This window comes from Paenibacillus sp. GCM10027628 (assembly GCF_042676385.1).
Lineage (GTDB): Bacteria > Bacillota > Bacilli > Paenibacillales > NBRC-103111 > Paenibacillus_E.
Genome location: NZ_JBHTHA010000014.1, coordinates 118929 through 135862, shown reverse-complemented (window position 1 = coordinate 135862; position 16934 = coordinate 118929). Strand labels below are relative to the sequence as shown.

Sequence of the window (16934 nt, the reverse complement as noted above, 5' to 3'; positions counted from 1 at the left end):
ACATCCTTATTTCTTCAAGTCCCATTGATTAATGTTGTTAAACATACCGATATCCAGAGGCTTGCCGACGAGTACGTTTTTCGATACGGCCAGCAGTCGTTTCTCCGAATAAACGGCCAGTGAAGGCAAATCCTGGTGCAAAGTTTCCTGCAGCTTATTATAAATGTCATGGCGTTTCACCGGATCTGACTCCGTCTCGCCCTTCGTGATCAGCTCATCGACCACCGGATTTTTGTACTTCGTCACGTTGCTGGCATTGTCGCTTTTGAACCCGGTAAAATAGGAACTCGGCTCAATATAGAAATCACGCGTAAAAATAGTGAGATCATATTCGCCTTTGCGAACCTTTTGAATTAACGTTGCAAAGTCAAATTTTTGCACCTCAATTTTCAATCCGACCGCCGTTAAATTTTGCACCAAAATATCCGCCGCCTGTTCACGGATTTTGTTGCCGACCGGAATGAGGAACTGGATCGGTTTATTCGTGTCCCATTTGGCTTCTTGCAGCAGCTTCTTCGCCTTTTCCGGATCATAGGTATAATTCGCAATGTCTTTGTTATAGTATGGGTGGTAGCTCGGGATCCCGCCACCGATGATTTCGCCCTGACCTTTAAGCAGCTGCTCCACGATAAGCTGGCGGTTCAACGCATAAGCGATTGCCTGACGCACCTTCGGATCGCTGATTTTCTCCGTATTAAAGAAAATCTCAGGTGGAACGGATGGGTTGCCGGATGCCAAGTCAACATTAGGGAAGCCTTTAACTTTCTCATAGTCTGTGATTGGAATAAGTCCGACAGGTACGGAATTCAATTGAATTTCACCCGTTTGCAGTTGTGCGACCAAGTTCGTCGCCGGCAGCACCTTGACGAAAATTTTATCGAGCTTAGCGACCTCGCGATAATAGTTCGTATTTTTAGCCACTTCCACATACTGTCCTTTAGCAAAATTAGCGAACTTGAACGCACCTATCGTCACTTCAGGTTTTTGGAAATAAGGATTCGTTGCCAGTTGTTCAGGCGCAACATCTTTCAAAATATGCTGCGGCAAGAAAAACACTTTAGTTCCGAAACGCTCTTTGAAAATAAGCGGATCCACCGGCGTTTTCGTTTTTACTTCGAATGTTGTGTCGTCTACGATTTTCAGTCCGCTAATCTCGGTCTTCCCCTCATCCAACTTGCCGGCTGCGTTCAAGCCTTCAATGAAATTCAGTTTGAAATTCGTCTCCACCTTAGGGTGAAGAGCTGTCTTGAGCGTAAAAGCCACGTCGGCCGTTGTGAACGGCTTTCCGTCATTCCATTTAGCCGCTGGATTCAATTTCACTGTAAACGTCTGATTGTCCTTGGTTTCTACAGACTGAGCCAGCTTAGGCAGGAACTCGAACTTTTCATTTAAGTCCAACAGTGAATCGTTAATCAGCGCAATCACATTATCCGAAGCCGAGTCCCCCTGATCGTTAATTTGGTTTAACGTAACAGGCGCATTAACGATCCCGATATAGACGGTTTTATCTCCTTGAGACTGTGGTGCTTCAGAGGCTTTAGCCTTCTCCGCCGCCGCTGGGGCCTGGGTCTGCGAGGCTGTGGGCGCCGTGCTCGGTGTACCGCAAGCGGAGATTATCAACATAAGTGCAGTAATCGCATAGAGCATCGTATTGCGGTAATAATGTTTCATTGAATAACCCCCCATAATTGATTAATCCCATGGATAAAGTATGATTTATGACATTATTTAAACCCTGTAAGAGCAATACCTCGAATAATTTGTTTCTGGAAAATGAAAAACAAAACAATCAGCGGAATGACGGATAAGGAGGCTCCGGTCATGATCAACACCCAGCTGGCGCTGTCTTTTAACTCACTGGAGAAGTAAGAGATTCCCACTGGAATCGTCAAGCGCTCCGGGGTTTGCGACACAATCAGCGGCCATATAAACGCATTCCAACTGCCTAGAAAAGATAATATGCTTAGCGTGGCAAGCGCTGGCTTTACAAGCGGAACGGCTATACGAAAGAGAATATTCCATTCATTCATGCCGTCGATTCTTGCAGCATCCAGCAGATCTTCCGGCAATGATTCCATAAACTGTTTCATTAGGAAGATACCGAATGCTGAGATTAGACCTGGAAATAAAATACCTGCATACGAGTCCACCCAGCCGAGCTTCACGGTAAGCAAATACCATGGAATGATAAGCATTTCGGTGGGGACCATCAATGTGCTCAGAATCGCAACAAAAATAAGTTTCTTGCCTCGAAACGAGAATTTAGCCAGAATATACCCGATCACACTGTCAAAAAAACAGACGCTTAACGTTGTTATGATTGCTATGATGACGCTGTTTAGCACCCATTGCGAAAAGGGAGTCCGTATAAACACTTCAGCGTAATTCGACCATGTCGCCTGTTTCGGAATTAGGCTTAACGAAAAAGCGTCAGCCGGAACTTTCAATGATGTCGATACCATCCATACAAAAGGAAAAATCATTCCCAAGCTGCCAATTGCCAGTAAAATCAACCGGAGCATTTTACTCATCGTAATGCCCCCTCAATATTCGATCTTCCTGTTTAATATTTTCATTTGCAGGAGAGAAAGCGATAAAATGATCGCAAACAGGATAATCGTTGCAGCTGCCGCCTCCCCCATTTTAAAATACTTAAACGCTAAATTGTAAATGTAGAGGACTAACGAAACGGTTGAGTTCAGCGGCCCGCCGTTTGTCATATTCAGAACTTGCGTGAACGATTGCAGAAAGCTAATACTTGCGATCACGACTGAAAAAACGATCACGGGATTCAGCAACGGCAACGTGATGTGCCACAATCTTTGCCAATAGCCTGCGCCATCGATGGCAGCCGCTTCCTCATAGGACTTCGGTATCGTTTCCAGCCCCGTCAGGAAAATGAGCATTTGAAACCCGACATTTTGCCAAATCATCACGGCAATAATGATATAGATTCCTTGTGACGGGGACCCGAGAAACAGCTGCGGCTCGAATCCGAGCTTGATCAGCACAGCGTTAAGAATGCCGTTCTTCATTAAAGTCCAACGAAACACCCAGCTCACGGCCACAACACTTGTCACATAAGGGATAAAATAAACCGTGCGGAACAATCCCTTGAACCTGTTCACCCGATGCAGGAGGAGAGCGATCACAAGACCGACCATCAGCTGCGCCGGTACGCCAGCAATTACGTAAATGAGCGTATTGCGGAGCGATGCGATAAACACTTCATCATGAAATAAATGAACAAAGTTAGATAAGCCGACAAAAGGCTTCTCTTCCGAAAGCATATCCCATTCCCTGAAACTGATGTTAAAAGAGTACAGGATTGGTACGATCCGAATACCGAGAAAAAAGAGCAGCGGAATGAATAAACAGCTGTATATGAAAACATACTTTTGTCTAACCATTATTTTTTATCCTGTTTCGCCCAATACTCGTCATACAGCTTTTGCGTTTTCTTGACCAAATCGTTAAAAGCTTTTTCATACGGAACTTTGTTCAACACGACTTCATCGACGGCTTCCGTGAAATAATCTTTTTCGAGCTTCTCATCCACAAAGTAATGCGCATGTGCATAGGAAAGCTGGCTGATGAATGGTCCCAGTTTCTCATCCTTCGTATACTTATCTTGGAGCGCCACCTCTTTTTTGGCCGGTAGTTCGCCAACTTTCTCCACCCATTGCTCCTGAACTTCCTTACTTGTTAGGAACTGTAAAAAGGTGGTGGCGGCTTCAAGCTTTTTGCCTTGCACATTTTTAGTAATCGCGTTCGCCCAGAATGAAACCTGTGTAGCTTTATCTTTATAGGAAGGCAGTGGCGCAATGGCGTAATTAAGGTTTGGAGCATCCTTTTTAATGCCTCCCAGTTGGAAGGAGCCGTCAATATTCATCGCAGCGTGTCCGCCTTTGAACGCCGTGATATCATCATTGTAAAAATCTTTCGTCCCCAGCTGATGAACGAGCGACAAGTCAATTAAATATTTGAATGCCTCCAGACCTGCGGGGGACTCATTCCATAAAATCCGGCGACGGTCATCGCTGATATCCTTACCGCCGGCTTGATAAATAAGCGCATCGCGGAACCAGTGATGCAGCTGCGCTCCCGGCTGCCAAGCAATACCCTCCACGACGAATTGGCCATTTTTATCTTTCTCAGTCAGTTTCTTCCCGTAAGAAACCAGCTCATCCCACGTGGCAGGCGGCTTGCTCGGATCAAGCCCTCCTTTCGTATATAAATCTTTGTTGTAAAATAAGGCGAGCGTTCGCACCGCCGTCGGAATCGCAAAATATTTGCCGTTCAGCTTCGCCGTCTCAACAAAAGGAAAAAACTCCGATTTAATTTTGTCCTCTGAAAATACGCTATCCGGCAAAGGCTGCAGGTAGCCCGACGAGACATACTTGGGCAGCCAGCCATAATACAGATTGATGACGTCGGGCCCTTTGCCGGCCGGTACGAGCGTCGCTACTTTTTCGTTGTATTGATCATAAGGAAAATTCGTCTGTTTCACCGTAATGTTCGGATATTTCTTTTGAAAATCATCGATCAGCTTGGTGATCAGCTCAACTTTGGCCGGATATTGGTATTGCCAGTATTCAATGGTCACTTTCTCGTCAGCACTAGTTGTGGCGGCCGCAGATGCTTGCGGTGTGCTCGAGCTGTTAGCTGCCGCATTCGAGGCGGATTTACTATCTCCTGCCGAACATCCGGCTAATAAAATAATGAAGCCTAGCGATGTTAAAGCAGCACTTTTGACAGTATGGTATGTAGTTGTCATCCCTTTCTTTCCCCTCCACTTACTACCGAATATGTACCGACTTGCAGCAGCTTTCTAGCGTTATCTCCAAAAATAAGCTCGATCTCCGACTCGCTGAAACGTAGATCTCTGCATACCCGAACCTGGTCTTGTAGATATCGGTATACAAACCCCCTGGGAAACGTGCTTGAATCCGTGCCGAATATGATGCGCTCCGGTCCGATGAGCTCATAAGTCTTTCGGAATAACGTCTCCAGCGTCAATTCATAAGGGGTCCAGCGGATCCATTGGTTTGAGCCTGACGTATCGATATAAATATTTGGACAACTCCAGCAAAGGTGCAGCAGCTCCTGGAAATACCCTGCTCCAAAGTGCGGTATGATGAATGGAATATCCGGATATTCTCTAGCCACATTGAAAATCGCAAGCGGATTGATGTTCAAATGCTGTACAATACCACCCGTATGGCCTAATAAGCCAAAATGAATTAATACCGGGAGCTTCCTCTCCGCCAGAAACCGCCACACCGGAGTCAAACGAGGATCATGAAAAGGAATCTCCACGAACGGCCCGAATAACTTGTAGCCCTTCAGTCCAAGTGAATCAACTGCTCTTCGCAGCTCTTCCGCAGCGTTCGGCTCTTCGATAGAATGATGGGCAAACCCTGTGACACGATCCGGATATTTGCGAATTTGCGCAGCCATATCATCGTTACTCCATGCCGTTAAAAAATTAATCCCTTGGATCGAATAGCGGTCTAATTCATCGATCCACCGATCGATAAGCGGACGGCCCGCTTCCTCTTCATTGTCAGGTTGGGAAGGGAAGTCCCACGTTAAACGCATACGCTCCGATCGCTCTGCCTTATGCCGGTCAATGAACTCGTTGCGTCGTGCAGCTAGTGGCCATGAATAAGGCAAATGAGCATGAATATCAAAAGCACGGAAGTCATTATCAAACAAAGTCAAGTCATTCTCCCCCTCCTGCGAAAACTGTGGTTAAAATATAGGTATCCGATATTTATTTCCTTCGCTTGCGTAAGGACTGCCTCCGAACTAAACAAGTCAATATGCAGAGGCGGCTCCTGAATGGATGCTAACGTAATTTTGTTTTGCTTTAATGCAGATAACAGGGATGGAATTAGCTTTTGATCGGTGCCGATCAAATTAACGGGCACCGGAACTTCATTGTAAGAAATGTTGATTTGATTCATAGTCTCATTCACTCCTCCGTAATTGATTCTTTTGGGAATTCACATACCAGAATTCGGAATTAATGATTGATTCGATAATCGGGCCATGAACCTTAGGAATATTCTCCACATAAGTGAAAACATGTTCCGATATCGACTGTGAGTCAGTTTTTTTCTTCTCGAGGAACTTTACGGAATTCAGCAACAATCCCATGGCTGCACCTCCTCTCACAATGATGTATGCGCTCATATTTTGAACAAAGAATTAAGGTCGTTATTAGTGAGCAAGTTTGACGCTAAATCAGCATTTTGCATAATTTCCGATGCAATGAAAAAAGCATGGATTCAGCATCCATGCTTCCGGTTATCCGGTCAGAATAAGATTTTATTATATTCCAATATGTTTACTCGGTATTAAATTAATAATAACACCGCCATCCAAAATTTGTCAACGAAAACCATTAATTCTTACCGACCTCGGTATTCTGTCGACCCTCCTCCTATATTTTCCAAAGAAGCGCCTCATCCTGAAATCTCGTTAAAATTTCAATAACAGTTTCTTCAGGTGTCAATTCAGATGAGTCCAGCCACATTCCGATTCGGGATGTTTCATTTCTTAACAGACTGTCCAGCCCTTCCACAGTCCAGACACCGTACCCTTTTTTTAAACGGGCCGCTTCCCTCTGTGTGACGGTTGACGAGTTCGGACAAAGAACTACAACATAAAAGGGGCGGCTTTGAATGAAAGAAATAAAATCGTCCAGCATTGGACCAATTACAACATCCTGAACAACAACTGTAAATCCGGCTTGAAAATAAGCATCAGCAGCCTGGGCTGTCAATCGATACCGGAGCCGTAATTGATCCAGCTCTTCGTTTCCCGCGTCTGGCTGCATCTCTTTGCGGTTATTAACGATCATTCTCCGAAAAATATCTCCCCGTAGATGTACCGATTTCTCAAACCGTTCGGAAAGTAACTGTGCAATCGTTGATTTTCCGCTTGCCATTATACCTGTTACTAGAATAATGCAAGGAAGTTCTAAAAGCATAGTCATCGCTTCTTTCTTCTTTTTTCCTTTATTATAAGTGTAATAAATGAACTATTTAAGGGCGAGTTTGGTTTTAATAAAGCTTCAATCCGTAACGATGAAAAACATCAGTAGGGGCTCGATTCACATTTTCTCTTACGTCTGTAACGATGAAAATCATCGCTATTGCTTCGATCTGGCTCGCTGTACTGGTATTTTCTACTCTGCAACGATGGAAATCATCACTATTCACTCGTTTCCATTTACTTTTACGTCTCCTAACACTGAAAAACATCGTTAACGCATCGCTCAGCGTCACATCAGAAAAAAGCATCCAGACACGCTGTCTGCGATGCTTCTTACTGCCGTCCACTTTTAAGCGGGAACCGTCTTTCTCCTTATGAAACGCCGCTCCAGGAAGAAAACGGCGATCAAAGACAATACACCGACTCCGATCGGTACTCCGAACGCTTCGTACGAAAATGGCGCTCCTTCAAGCTGAAGATGGCTTGTGGCGCGATATTCCAGCCGTTTGGCGGCAAACTTGGCCGTTCGGACATCCTCCTGCTTCGCCAAATCTTCAAAGGCGGGCTCCATCGCGAATCGGTCCGGCGAAGCGCTGTGCAGGAACAACTGTGCTGCCTTGCCGCTGTTCTCGTTCCAACTGCGGATATCGTCCGCAGCCTGCGTTTTCACGTCAGCTCCGACAAAAATCATTTTGTCGAGCGCCGGCGCGTTTGCGATTTGATAACGGGCGATCAGATTCAGCCCGTGCCGGGTCGCAATCGGTTCGTTTTTGCCCGATACCGTTAATGTCGTTGTCGTGCCGGAAGCACCGTATGTATCGAATGCCGAAGAAAGCGCCAGCTCGTCTGCCCCAGCATACAGCAGAACCCCATTCTTTTTCTTGCTCCATTGAAACGCGTTATTCAACATATAGTCAATATCGCTTAAGCCCGCTGTAAATGGCACCATCTGCGGATGCTGGACGAAATCGTAGGAAGGGTAGTTCATTTCCTTCGCCACTTTTGCCGCTGCCGACTCACCGCGTTGCCGGGATATGACGTACAGCGTGGCATCGATCCCGGACGTCAGGCCAGCCGAGGACACCATGTTGCCATCAGGCACATAACGCTGGTCCCTTTTCCAGTGAACCATGGCATATTGCTTTTCCAATCTGCCGATATCTCCCCAATGCGTTGCCGCAGATTTTCCGTTCAAGAGGCCGGTATCCGCCAAATTTTCCGCTCCGTTGCAGATCGACAACAGGGTCGTTTCCGGGCCGGAATGCTTTCGTATCCATTCGCGCACAGGCTTGTATTTCGACTCGTCCAAAATCGGCATGAAAGGGATCACGATAATATCCGGACCTTTGCCCGCCATTTGGTCCAATTCGTCGAACGTATAATGCGGCACGACATCGAGACCGCCCGTTAACGACTTGATGTTTTTGTCCGGAGCAACGGCAAAAACATTATAAGATTTGGTCATCGAGAACATTTCATAAGGAACAAGAAAATCGAACACCTCGGTCACTTCATTAGCCAAAATTACGGCCACGGTCGGCTTTTTCGGATCATATGCAGGGGGTTGGATGCGCTGTACAGAAGCGGGAACCGGCTTATCGTAAACCGACATGGCCTGCTGCATCGTGCTGGCAAAACCGACTGCCCCCGTCCCTCCCACAACTGCAACGAAAATGAATAAATAAATGATAATACGCAATACTTTTTTCAAATGCTCCCTCTCCCTTGATTTTATTAATCTGCTAATCTAAATTTATTTACCTCCTTAAATTAAGGATAGCGATTGAGGGCACATTTATTAACTCGCCCGAAGGCGGTTTTTTCCCCGGTCTAAGGTCCAGCTATCGGCCGCACACCCGGCGAATGCGCGGCAAACGTGACTTTTCCAATTAAGCATAACTGACAATTTCTTCAATGCATATGGCTCGATCGGGCTATACTCAGAACCAGAATAACGAATCTTCACTTGTAATAATAATTGCATTTAAATGGAAAAATAATCATTGAAAAGGATCTTGAATGATCGAGGATAATAATAACGAGAAGGTGAATGTGCTGGAGAAATTGAAAAGTAACTTAGAACAGAAAAATACTGCTGTGATCGTTGTGGACGTGCAGAATGATTATTGTCATATTGAGGGGGCAATAGCCAAATCCGGCAATGATGTTAGCTCAGTAAAGAAAATGATGCCTAATTTGCACAGCCTGTTAGATTCGGCTCGGAAGCATACAATTCCCGTTATTTTTCTTCAGACAAACCATGAGAAAGCAACCGATTCGGAAGTTTGGCTTTCTCGATTTAAGGATGGCATAAATCCTATTTGCCATACAGGAAGCTGGGGAGCAGAATTTTTCGAGGTTGCTCCACTACCCGGTGAAATTGTTGTAAAGAAACATAGATATAGCGGGTTCATTCATACAAGGCTTGAATCCGTTTTGCAGACATTAAAGATTGAAACACTTATCATGACAGGTGTTAGTACAAATCTTTGTGTAGAATCAACGGCACGAGACGGTTTTATGCTAGATTATCGTATTGTGTTCATGAAAGATGCTTGTGCTGCTTTTTCTCAAGAAGAACATGATATGACCTTAAAAACCGTCGATACCTATTTTGGAATGGTGGCTGATACCAAAGAGGTAAATTCCTTTTGGCAGCAACAAGTAAATAAATCTCTTCAACATGTAACCTAGTATTCCCATCGTGTATTTTTTTTCATGATATAACCTAAATTAACAAAGCTTATATCATCAAAGTAAAAAGGAGGAATTCTCAATGTCCGAAAAAGCTAAAACTAAGATCACCAAATCTCAGCGAACCGTAGATAAGGAACTGCAATCTCGCAAATCACCTGACCTTTCTGCACAAAAAAATCAACACGATCAGATCAAGGAATAGGAAAAAACGCGCAACGACCTCTTTCACTTAACCATGGCTTGGCAAAGTCCTTTAAAATGCCCCTTAGTTCTTTGAACAAAGGGGCTTTTATATATCATTACCCTGTCTTTCTTATGCATAATCCGAATGTATATGGGGAAAATTAGACTCCAAATATTTACAGGGAAGGGAAGACATCTTACATTGGTAGCCGTCATTTTTCTCATGTTCGCCTGGTTCTGTATCCTCATCCAGATTACTCTCCCGAATAAGCTGCCGTTGTTTGTCAACTTCCTTTTGTTTATGGTAATTGAAATTATACTAACTAATAAACTGACCGTTGTCGGTTTCAATCTAAGACTGTTCCAAATCAATACAACCAGCATCCCCCACTTCCTATCCTTGATCCTGCACAATGACTTCACCGTTACTTTTGTCCTCCTTACCTTTGCCAACGTATTCCTAACTACCTCCAAAGCCGGCATCCGCCTAGGAATATCGGTCTATGCGTTTCTCTTCCAAATGTTCTTAGGATCGATGCTCCGATGGAACCACGTGCTTACTGATAGTGGCTGGAATTTCGTAAAAGAGTCGATAATGATCATTGTTGTAATGATCTATACTTTGATTTTGGGGTGTCTTTTTCAACGAATGGCCTCTAAGGAGGGATGGGTACGTTGATGGAAAATATCGTTTATGACAATCATTTTAATGAGAATGAGTGGTTCGTTATCGGGATAATTGTACTTAGTTTGGCTCCGATTTGGTTGTTTCCCCGTCGGTTTTCGCCTGCCCAAGTTACCTTTAATATGCTTATTGGCATCGCATTCGGACTCGTTTTCGATCATACAATCGAGATACCTCCATTTGACCTTTATGATTTAGGAGATCAATCAAAATTTGAGTTGTTTGACCTGTTCTCTTATTTAATGTATGGGCCGTCCGGATATTGGTTTATTTATTGGTATGAACGCACACGGATGTTCGAAATAATGACGATTGTTTATATACTCTTTTGGGTAGCAATGGCACTCGGGATCGAATGGATGGGCGTAAAGACTGGAGAATTCCATTACAAAAACGGATATCAAATAGGTTACTCCTGCCCTATTTACTTGTTTTTGATGAGTATTCATCTTTTAATGTATCGTATGGCGTTCGCATCGGATCGATGGCAAAGGAAATAGTAGTTTACTAAACATAGCGCAATAATACTCGTTCTGTAAAAACAAAATCCCCCGCGTGCTTGGATGGTCAAAATCCAAGTCATGCGGGGGATCTATTTTGATGCCAGCAACCATTTTATTCTACGAGCAATTTATCTTCTTGTTCATCCCACATCGCGAACAATGAATGTAATTCAGCCCCTTTATAGGCACCAACCACTCTTACATTTCGATGTACCAGCTGTACTCCAATTATAACAGCGACAAACTCATCTTCTGCTCGTAGTTGGGCCACAGTCTCCTTATCCCCTGTGATAAGGACGAAGCCGTTGAGATCACTGCCGTGAGGCTCAAGAACAACTACCTCAAAGCGGTCGATCTTTCCTTCTTGTTGCAGTTGTATACAGTATTGCATTGCATTGTTGAGCGTGGCCTGTGCTGCCTTCTCACGCCCCGGGATGATTTCACCCCAACCAACGACCAGTGAACCTTTTGCCATATCAGTCTCTCCTTTTGTATAGGTTAAATTTAACTTATTACAAATTTAACACATTATCATTTATAAATCAACAATAATATAGGTTAATTTTAACTTATGTTTTTTTGTTGCTGTTATTGATATCTGATGGAAATAAAAAAGGAATATACCGGTGGCGGTTGCACAGAACTCCCGTAACATAGAAAAGCAGCCGATCTGAGATCAGCGGCTTCAAATCCTTTATTAGACTAAGGTGTCCTGTTAGCACGACAACCCACATACAACATTTCCTGAGAAATGTAGATATATGCGTTATATAAAACATGGGATTTCACCTTGACAGGCAAGTTCGTTAGCGCAATAAGGGAGCAAATACCTTAGTCGCATTGTTATTTCGGTAAGGTTGCCATTATCGGATAAAATTCCGTAGTCATCACTCCCGCGATAACGGCAGGATCTTTGGCGATGAGTTGTGGGACTTGGTCTGCATTCTCAACCTCAATGATTTAAGGAAATCTAAAATGATATCATTTACGAATACTGGATTCTCCCGACTCATATGAGGGCGGTGGCTACACTCAGGTACGATAACATAACGGGAGTCACGAATGAGATTGGTTACTCGTTTGAGTTCTTCCTCAGGAGCAAATTCATCATTCTGTCCAGCAATAAACAAAGTGGGGCATTGGATGCTACCTAATTGTTCATTATTAAGTTGCGGATATGTCCGCCAATCCCGCAATTTCTGTCGTAAGAATTCTTGCCAATTCCCTCGATGGGCCTCCATATGTCTTTCAATCATTGAATTAATAAAATCATTCCGTTCATTCCGTACTAACCATTCAGGTTCAAATTCCTCAGAACCCTGGGAGGCAACAAATCCACTTTGTCCAATTGAAGTCAATGATGCAATTCGATTAGGATGATTGATTGCACAATACAACGCAACTCCCCCACCCATTCCATAACCTATTAAATGAGCTTTGGAAATCTGCAATTGATTCATAAATGCAACAATATCTTCGGCATGTTGTGGAGTACTCCATTCAAGACTTTTGCTTCTGGTTCGACCGTGCCCACGAAAATCAGGGAAATAGCAAGTATATTTTCTTTGAAAATCGAGTATCTGACTAGCAAACGCTAATATTCCACGTGAAAAGCCGCTATGTAAAAATATAACGGGCTCACCGATACCCATCTGTTCATAAAACATTTCGATGTCGTTACATTGTAAATGTGGCATCCTTACTAATACCCCCTATTAGCGACATTGAAAAAACCTATTTTTCCCAATATAACAAACATATGTTCCTATGTAAATGAAAAAATTAGACGTTTTAGGCAAAATTCTACCACGCTATACCGTAAGCGTAACGAGGCTGCCGCCATTATATATCGTTAGGCTTCACTTGATTTGTACTATTCAGAATCATTGCCTTTTTCTTCGGATCATATCTGAAGTGGTAGACGTTAATGAAATCCTGTCCAGCCCCATATCCACCAATCACGATAAATTCTCCATTGATAATCTTGAATGGATGGTGCGGTAATTGGCTTATAGACGCCCAATTCACTCCAGGTTTTATCTCAAGTGAGATCGGAAAAGCCTTCCCATTACTTACTCCAAAAAGGTAAGTTTCGAGACCATGACAATCTGTATAACGAGGAACATATGCAAATATATCCGTATCCTCTTGGGTAAATGACTGCATGATGACTGGTGAATTATTCTGTTGTACAATTTCGAAGTCAATTGGAAATGTACTAATTTGGGTTGTAATTCCCTCCGATTTGGATTCCCATACCACCTCATAGTCTCCTGACCAACGGAGATCAGTCTCTACCCCATAACAGCTAGGTGCCCCCAGAGGGGTTACTCTCGCTTTGTTCGCGGGTTTGACGAGCAGTCGCCCATCCGAATTCATCCCTATTGCTCTGATTGAGTCATCTTCTTTTGCTATGGTTGCCTCTGCATCTGGCGGAGATGCGCCATTTTCAAGATTCGCCTTCCTGTCCACACATCCCGTAAACATAATGAAGAGTATTAGTATCCATAGTGAGATAACGATTTTCATTCATATAGTCTCCTTTAGCTGCGGGACTTCTTAAGCATGTGAATCCTAATAAATCATTTTCTGCAAAAAGAGACCCACAGCAACGGGCTGCGGGTCTAAGTTTTATATTTTAAAGGGGGTCAAGTTTTATTATAGGCTTGATTTATTAATGCTGTATGAAAATAAGATTTCATTTTTATTACATTTATCGAAAAAATGTCCCTCATTAGTTGAATGAACATCCCCTGGCAAACTCCTGATTTTGCCATGAACACTTACACCTACCGCATTTTAAAGATTGTTAAAGGCGAGACATAGAACCATATTGGATTAAATAATTTTTTTAGTCAGAATGATTTCCAATATGTTCATGAATGGTGTGTTGTCCCAAATATCCGTACCTCATCCATCCGAAATAATTTTCATCCTCGTCCCGCAGAATATATATTTCATTTCCCTTAATTTTTTGTATTATTAAGCCCTGTAATATGTGATGGTCGCGTTGTTGTATATATCCATAGTCAGAATTATTTGCAACAGCGATTCTCATCTCTTTCCCCCTTCCTATATACCCTATTCCATATTTTTCGATCTCCCGTTAACTCAATCGATTGTTTCACTTGAAATATTTAAGATATCCCCAAAGAAGTAAAATCGGGATAGCTGCAAGAAAACATGCTATAGAGATATTGTCCCTTTGTTTTTTATCATCGGTGATATCTCTATTATCATTAGCTCGTTGGCGATCGCCTGATATCAGTGCACCACTTGTAATAACAGTAGAAATTATAAGAATTAAACCAATGTAGCCCGATATTAGTTGACTAATACCACTGTTTAGAAATAATGACAAAATAAAAATAATTAAGGTAACAATGAGTCCACTTAAAAATGATAATTTAACTGTTTTCAAGTTTAAATGCCTCCCCTAAGCCTATACCCCATTTTACCTCATATTGGAACTAAGCTGCCAGTTAGCACAACTCGGCTACCATTCAAACCGGTAGCCGCGTTTTCTTAAGATAGTTTCCGTTAAAAGCTCAAGATGCTTATATTGCAATGATTGCAAACATAATCTCAGCTTCACAAGCAAGTTCTCCACTTACCCTAGCAGTTCCTATCCCTTTTGCGATTTTATTATCAATGCCGGCTAATAATCCTATTTTGCTGCTGGTTTCTTCTTTTTGGAACATTGCGATTCCACCTACCTACTTGCGCCAAAGCCTCCACTATTAAAACTCCTGGTATTACTGGATAATCAGGGAAATGCCCATTAAAGAAGGGCTCATTAATGGACACATTTTTAATGCCGACTGCTCGTTTTGTCTCTTCAACTTCTAAAATTTTAGCTGCCTTCTCGTGTCTTTATTAAGCTCGTCGAAATATGAGGTCAACCAGTTTTTACTGGTTGACCTCATATTTCGAATGGAAATTTAAACATTCAGAAGGGACCGTTCCAACAAGTTGCGGACGGCCCCTTCCCATTATCAATATTAACAGTTTTCTTTATTTCACGCTAACCCACTTGAGCTCGAACTCCGGACCGCCTACAGGAAAGAAAAAGCCTTCGACGCTAGGTCTTTTCACGTATGGACGGCTGCGGAAGTATAGGGGATATACCCCAGCGTCGTCAATGATGATTTTCTCTGCATCCACCATTAATTTGACGCGTTTGGCCGGATCTGCCTCAGTTTGAGCAGCTTTTACATTCTTATCATAGACGGGATTGCTATAATCGCCTTCATCAAACGATCCGCCCGTGATAAACATATCAAGGAATGTCATTGGATCGTTGTAGTCAGCGCCCCAACGGGATTGAACAATGTCAAAATCATGATTGTTGGAAAGAGCCAGACGCAGCTTGTGAGGAACCGGGTTAACTTCAACTTCAAAGCCAAGATTTTGTTTCCACTGTGCAGCAATGAATTCTAAACCTTTTTTGTCAATCTCGGAATCATCGCCAAGAAGTTTCAACTTCGGAAGAGCGGTCAGATTCATTTCCTTCAGGCCTTCTTGAAATAATTGTTTAGCTTTAACGGCATCGAATTTAGCTTGTACTTCACCTGCAGTTTTACGGAAATCTCCACCAGCTCCATCAGCAGTACCATTAGGTACTAGCCCTGCCGGGGAAACGAAAGTGCCCGTGCTAACGGTATCGGCATAACCATCACGGTCGATAGCCATCCCTAAAGCTTGGCGGATTTTCTTATTCGCTAGAGCAGGAACTTTTTTCTCTTGGAATTGAAGATAACCATTTGTTAATTCCTTTTTAATGAGAAGATCCGGCTTACCTTTGTATGGAGGAATTTGATCTCCTCTAATCAGAGCTAGATCAGATGCGTTAGTTTCATATAGATTTAAGCCTGTATTTGTATCTTTAACTACATTGAGCGTGGCTTTAGTCAGTTTCACGTTAGCCGCATCCCAATATTTATCATTCTTTTCAAGCACAATCGTTTGTTCATGCTCCCATTTGGTTAATTTGAAAGGACCGGCACCAATAACCTTATCGGCTTCCGCACCATTTTTATCGCCTTGAGCTTTCACAAAATCTTCTCTTTGTGGGAAAAAGATTGGAAAAGCAAGAAGCTCTGTAAAGAAAGTAACAGGCCTTGACAAAGTGATTTCCAATTGTTTATCCGTTACCGCTTTTACGCCAACTGCATCAAGTGCAGCTTTTAATTTATCAGGACTATCAGCCGCAAGCGCCGCTTCCCCGCCTTTAAGCCATCCCACCATGAAACCATAAGGAGCTTTTGCAGCAGGATCCAAAGTACGCTTATAAGAATATACGAAATCTTGCGCTTTGACAGGAACGCCATCAGTCCAATTGGCATCGCGAATGTCAATCGTATACGTTAAACCGTCAGCGGATATCTTAGGGAAATCTTTGGCAAGACCCGGCACGGCTTTACCGTCTTTATTAATACGGAACAAACCTTCGTTAACAGCATTCATAATCGTGAAAGAAGCTTCCGAATCTGCAATGGAACCGTCCAGAACCGGCGGTTCCGCAACAATGTTCATCGTAACTTCCTGAGGTTTGGATGGCGCTGCAGATGGTTTGGCTTCACCGGATGCTGCTGATGTCGGCGCCGGCGAATCTTCTTTTTTGGTACAGCCGATAGCCACACTTCCTACTAGTGTTAATGCTACCGCAGTGGAAACCCACTTTTTCGCTTTCATAAAATTCCTCCTTAAAATATGCACTTCTACGGTGTTTAAGCATATCACCTAACATATACCTAACACAGAAAATCCAAAAACGTAACTTAAGCTCAATTTCATGTAATATATTATAACGTATATGAAGCATAATATATGATAAATGCATCTATGTCCACAATTAATTTACC

17 protein-coding genes and 1 pseudogene are annotated in these 16934 nt (G+C 43.1%); 3 read left to right on the top strand and 15 right to left on the bottom strand.

All coding sequences use genetic code 11. The features are described from left to right. Window positions 1-6: 6 nt before the first annotated feature. The 8 genes from ACFQZT_RS14615 to ACFQZT_RS14580 form a co-directional block, all read right to left on the bottom strand. The gene (locus tag ACFQZT_RS14615; RefSeq protein ID WP_379301019.1) at window positions 7-1671 is read right to left on the bottom strand and encodes an ABC transporter substrate-binding protein; all 1665 of its coding nucleotides are present in this window, start codon (window positions 1669-1671) and stop codon (window positions 7-9) included. Between the two features lie 53 nt (window positions 1672-1724). Next, entirely contained in the window at window positions 1725-2531 is an 807-nt protein-coding gene (locus ACFQZT_RS14610; RefSeq protein WP_379301017.1) for a carbohydrate ABC transporter permease, read from the bottom strand. Window positions 2532-2543: 12 nt separating this feature from the next. Continuing rightward, window positions 2544-3410 (bottom strand): carbohydrate ABC transporter permease, encoded by an 867-nt coding sequence (locus ACFQZT_RS14605; protein WP_379301015.1) that lies wholly within the window; start codon window positions 3408-3410, stop codon window positions 2544-2546. Next, complete coding sequence (locus tag ACFQZT_RS14600) at window positions 3410-4777, bottom strand: sugar ABC transporter substrate-binding protein (RefSeq protein ID WP_379301013.1); 1368 nt, start codon at window positions 4775-4777, stop codon at window positions 3410-3412. The genes ACFQZT_RS14605 and ACFQZT_RS14600 overlap by 1 nt, the downstream gene beginning before the upstream one ends. After that, complete coding sequence (locus ACFQZT_RS14595) at window positions 4774-5718, bottom strand: amidohydrolase family protein (protein WP_379301067.1); 945 nt, start codon at window positions 5716-5718, stop codon at window positions 4774-4776. Before ACFQZT_RS14595 ends, ACFQZT_RS14600 begins: the two co-directional genes overlap by 4 nt. 2 nt (window positions 5719-5720) lie before the next feature. Beyond that, the gene (locus ACFQZT_RS14590) at window positions 5721-5969 is read right to left on the bottom strand and encodes a hypothetical protein (RefSeq protein ID WP_379301011.1); all 249 of its coding nucleotides are present in this window, start codon (window positions 5967-5969) and stop codon (window positions 5721-5723) included. A 479-nt stretch (window positions 5970-6448) separates the two neighbouring features. Continuing rightward, window positions 6449-6997, bottom strand: coding sequence for an AAA family ATPase (locus tag ACFQZT_RS14585; RefSeq protein ID WP_379301065.1), 549 nt, complete (start codon window positions 6995-6997; stop codon window positions 6449-6451). Window positions 6998-7351: 354 nt separating this feature from the next. Then, the gene (locus ACFQZT_RS14580; RefSeq protein WP_379301009.1) at window positions 7352-8713 is read right to left on the bottom strand and encodes a DJ-1/PfpI family protein; all 1362 of its coding nucleotides are present in this window, start codon (window positions 8711-8713) and stop codon (window positions 7352-7354) included. Window positions 8714-9021: 308 nt separating this feature from the next. Here ACFQZT_RS14580 and ACFQZT_RS14575 point away from each other — a divergent pair, with 308 nt between their 5' ends. The 3 genes from ACFQZT_RS14575 (at window position 9022) to ACFQZT_RS14565 (ending at window position 11067) form a co-directional block, all read left to right on the top strand. After that, on the top strand, window positions 9022-9696 hold the full coding sequence (locus tag ACFQZT_RS14575) for a cysteine hydrolase family protein (protein WP_379301007.1): 675 nt from the start codon (window positions 9022-9024) through the stop codon (window positions 9694-9696). A gap of 82 nt (window positions 9697-9778) precedes the next feature. Beyond that, on the top strand, window positions 9779-9901 hold the full coding sequence (locus tag ACFQZT_RS14570) for a hypothetical protein (RefSeq protein ID WP_379301005.1): 123 nt from the start codon (window positions 9779-9781) through the stop codon (window positions 9899-9901). 659 nt (window positions 9902-10560) lie between these two features. Next, the gene (locus tag ACFQZT_RS14565) at window positions 10561-11067 is read left to right on the top strand and encodes a hypothetical protein (RefSeq protein ID WP_379301003.1); all 507 of its coding nucleotides are present in this window, start codon (window positions 10561-10563) and stop codon (window positions 11065-11067) included. 115 nt (window positions 11068-11182) lie between these two features. Here ACFQZT_RS14565 and ACFQZT_RS14560 read toward each other — a convergent pair whose 3' ends face one another. The 7 genes and pseudogenes from ACFQZT_RS14560 to ACFQZT_RS14530 form a co-directional block, all read right to left on the bottom strand. Further along, the gene (locus tag ACFQZT_RS14560) at window positions 11183-11545 is read right to left on the bottom strand and encodes a hypothetical protein (RefSeq protein WP_379301001.1); all 363 of its coding nucleotides are present in this window, start codon (window positions 11543-11545) and stop codon (window positions 11183-11185) included. Window positions 11546-11957: 412 nt separating this feature from the next. Next, window positions 11958-12767 (bottom strand): alpha/beta fold hydrolase, encoded by an 810-nt coding sequence (locus ACFQZT_RS14555; protein ID WP_379300999.1) that lies wholly within the window; start codon window positions 12765-12767, stop codon window positions 11958-11960. Between the two features lie 145 nt (window positions 12768-12912). Beyond that, complete coding sequence (locus ACFQZT_RS14550; protein ID WP_379300997.1) at window positions 12913-13599, bottom strand: hypothetical protein; 687 nt, start codon at window positions 13597-13599, stop codon at window positions 12913-12915. A 322-nt stretch (window positions 13600-13921) separates the two neighbouring features. Then, entirely contained in the window at window positions 13922-14128 is a 207-nt protein-coding gene (locus ACFQZT_RS14545; RefSeq protein WP_379300995.1) for a hypothetical protein, read from the bottom strand. Between the two features lie 66 nt (window positions 14129-14194). Continuing rightward, window positions 14195-14491 carry a DUF5316 family protein gene (locus tag ACFQZT_RS14540; RefSeq protein WP_379300993.1) on the bottom strand — a complete coding sequence of 99 codons (297 nt, stop codon included), beginning with the start codon at window positions 14489-14491 and terminating at the stop codon, window positions 14195-14197. 136 nt (window positions 14492-14627) lie between these two features. After that, a pseudogene (locus ACFQZT_RS14535) lies at window positions 14628-14925 on the bottom strand (ApeI family dehydratase); the annotation flags it as partial. 159 nt (window positions 14926-15084) lie between these two features. Next, window positions 15085-16764: a peptide ABC transporter substrate-binding protein gene (locus ACFQZT_RS14530; protein ID WP_379300991.1), complete on the bottom strand. Its 1680-nt coding sequence runs from the start codon at window positions 16762-16764 to the stop codon at window positions 15085-15087. Between the last annotated feature and the right edge of the window lie 170 nt (window positions 16765-16934).

Excerpts from the sequence above, each read along its gene's own strand:
- ACFQZT_RS14570 (WP_379301005.1), top strand. The coding sequence starts at position 9,779 with ATGTCCGAAAAAGCTAAAACTAAGATCACCAAATCTCAGCGAACCGTA.
- ACFQZT_RS14585 (WP_379301065.1), bottom strand. The coding sequence starts at position 6,997 with ATGCTTTTAGAACTTCCTTGCATTATTCTAGTAACAGGTATAATGGCA.
- ACFQZT_RS14590 (WP_379301011.1), bottom strand. The coding sequence starts at position 5,969 with ATGAATCAAATCAACATTTCTTACAATGAAGTTCCGGTGCCCGTTAAT.
- ACFQZT_RS14575 (WP_379301007.1), top strand. The coding sequence starts at position 9,022 with ATGATCGAGGATAATAATAACGAGAAGGTGAATGTGCTGGAGAAATTG.
- ACFQZT_RS14605 (WP_379301015.1), bottom strand. The coding sequence starts at position 3,410 with ATGGTTAGACAAAAGTATGTTTTCATATACAGCTGTTTATTCATTCCG.
- ACFQZT_RS14600 (WP_379301013.1), bottom strand. The coding sequence starts at position 4,777 with ATGACAACTACATACCATACTGTCAAAAGTGCTGCTTTAACATCGCTA.
- ACFQZT_RS14565 (WP_379301003.1), top strand. The coding sequence starts at position 10,561 with ATGGAAAATATCGTTTATGACAATCATTTTAATGAGAATGAGTGGTTC.
- ACFQZT_RS14555 (WP_379300999.1), bottom strand. The coding sequence starts at position 12,767 with ATGCCACATTTACAATGTAACGACATCGAAATGTTTTATGAACAGATG.
- ACFQZT_RS14530 (WP_379300991.1), bottom strand. The coding sequence starts at position 16,764 with ATGAAAGCGAAAAAGTGGGTTTCCACTGCGGTAGCATTAACACTAGTA.
- ACFQZT_RS14550 (WP_379300997.1), bottom strand. The coding sequence starts at position 13,599 with ATGAAAATCGTTATCTCACTATGGATACTAATACTCTTCATTATGTTT.
- ACFQZT_RS14560 (WP_379301001.1), bottom strand. The coding sequence starts at position 11,545 with ATGGCAAAAGGTTCACTGGTCGTTGGTTGGGGTGAAATCATCCCGGGG.
- ACFQZT_RS14615 (WP_379301019.1), bottom strand. The coding sequence starts at position 1,671 with ATGAAACATTATTACCGCAATACGATGCTCTATGCGATTACTGCACTT.
- ACFQZT_RS14545 (WP_379300995.1), bottom strand. The coding sequence starts at position 14,128 with ATGAGAATCGCTGTTGCAAATAATTCTGACTATGGATATATACAACAA.
- ACFQZT_RS14610 (WP_379301017.1), bottom strand. The coding sequence starts at position 2,531 with ATGAGTAAAATGCTCCGGTTGATTTTACTGGCAATTGGCAGCTTGGGA.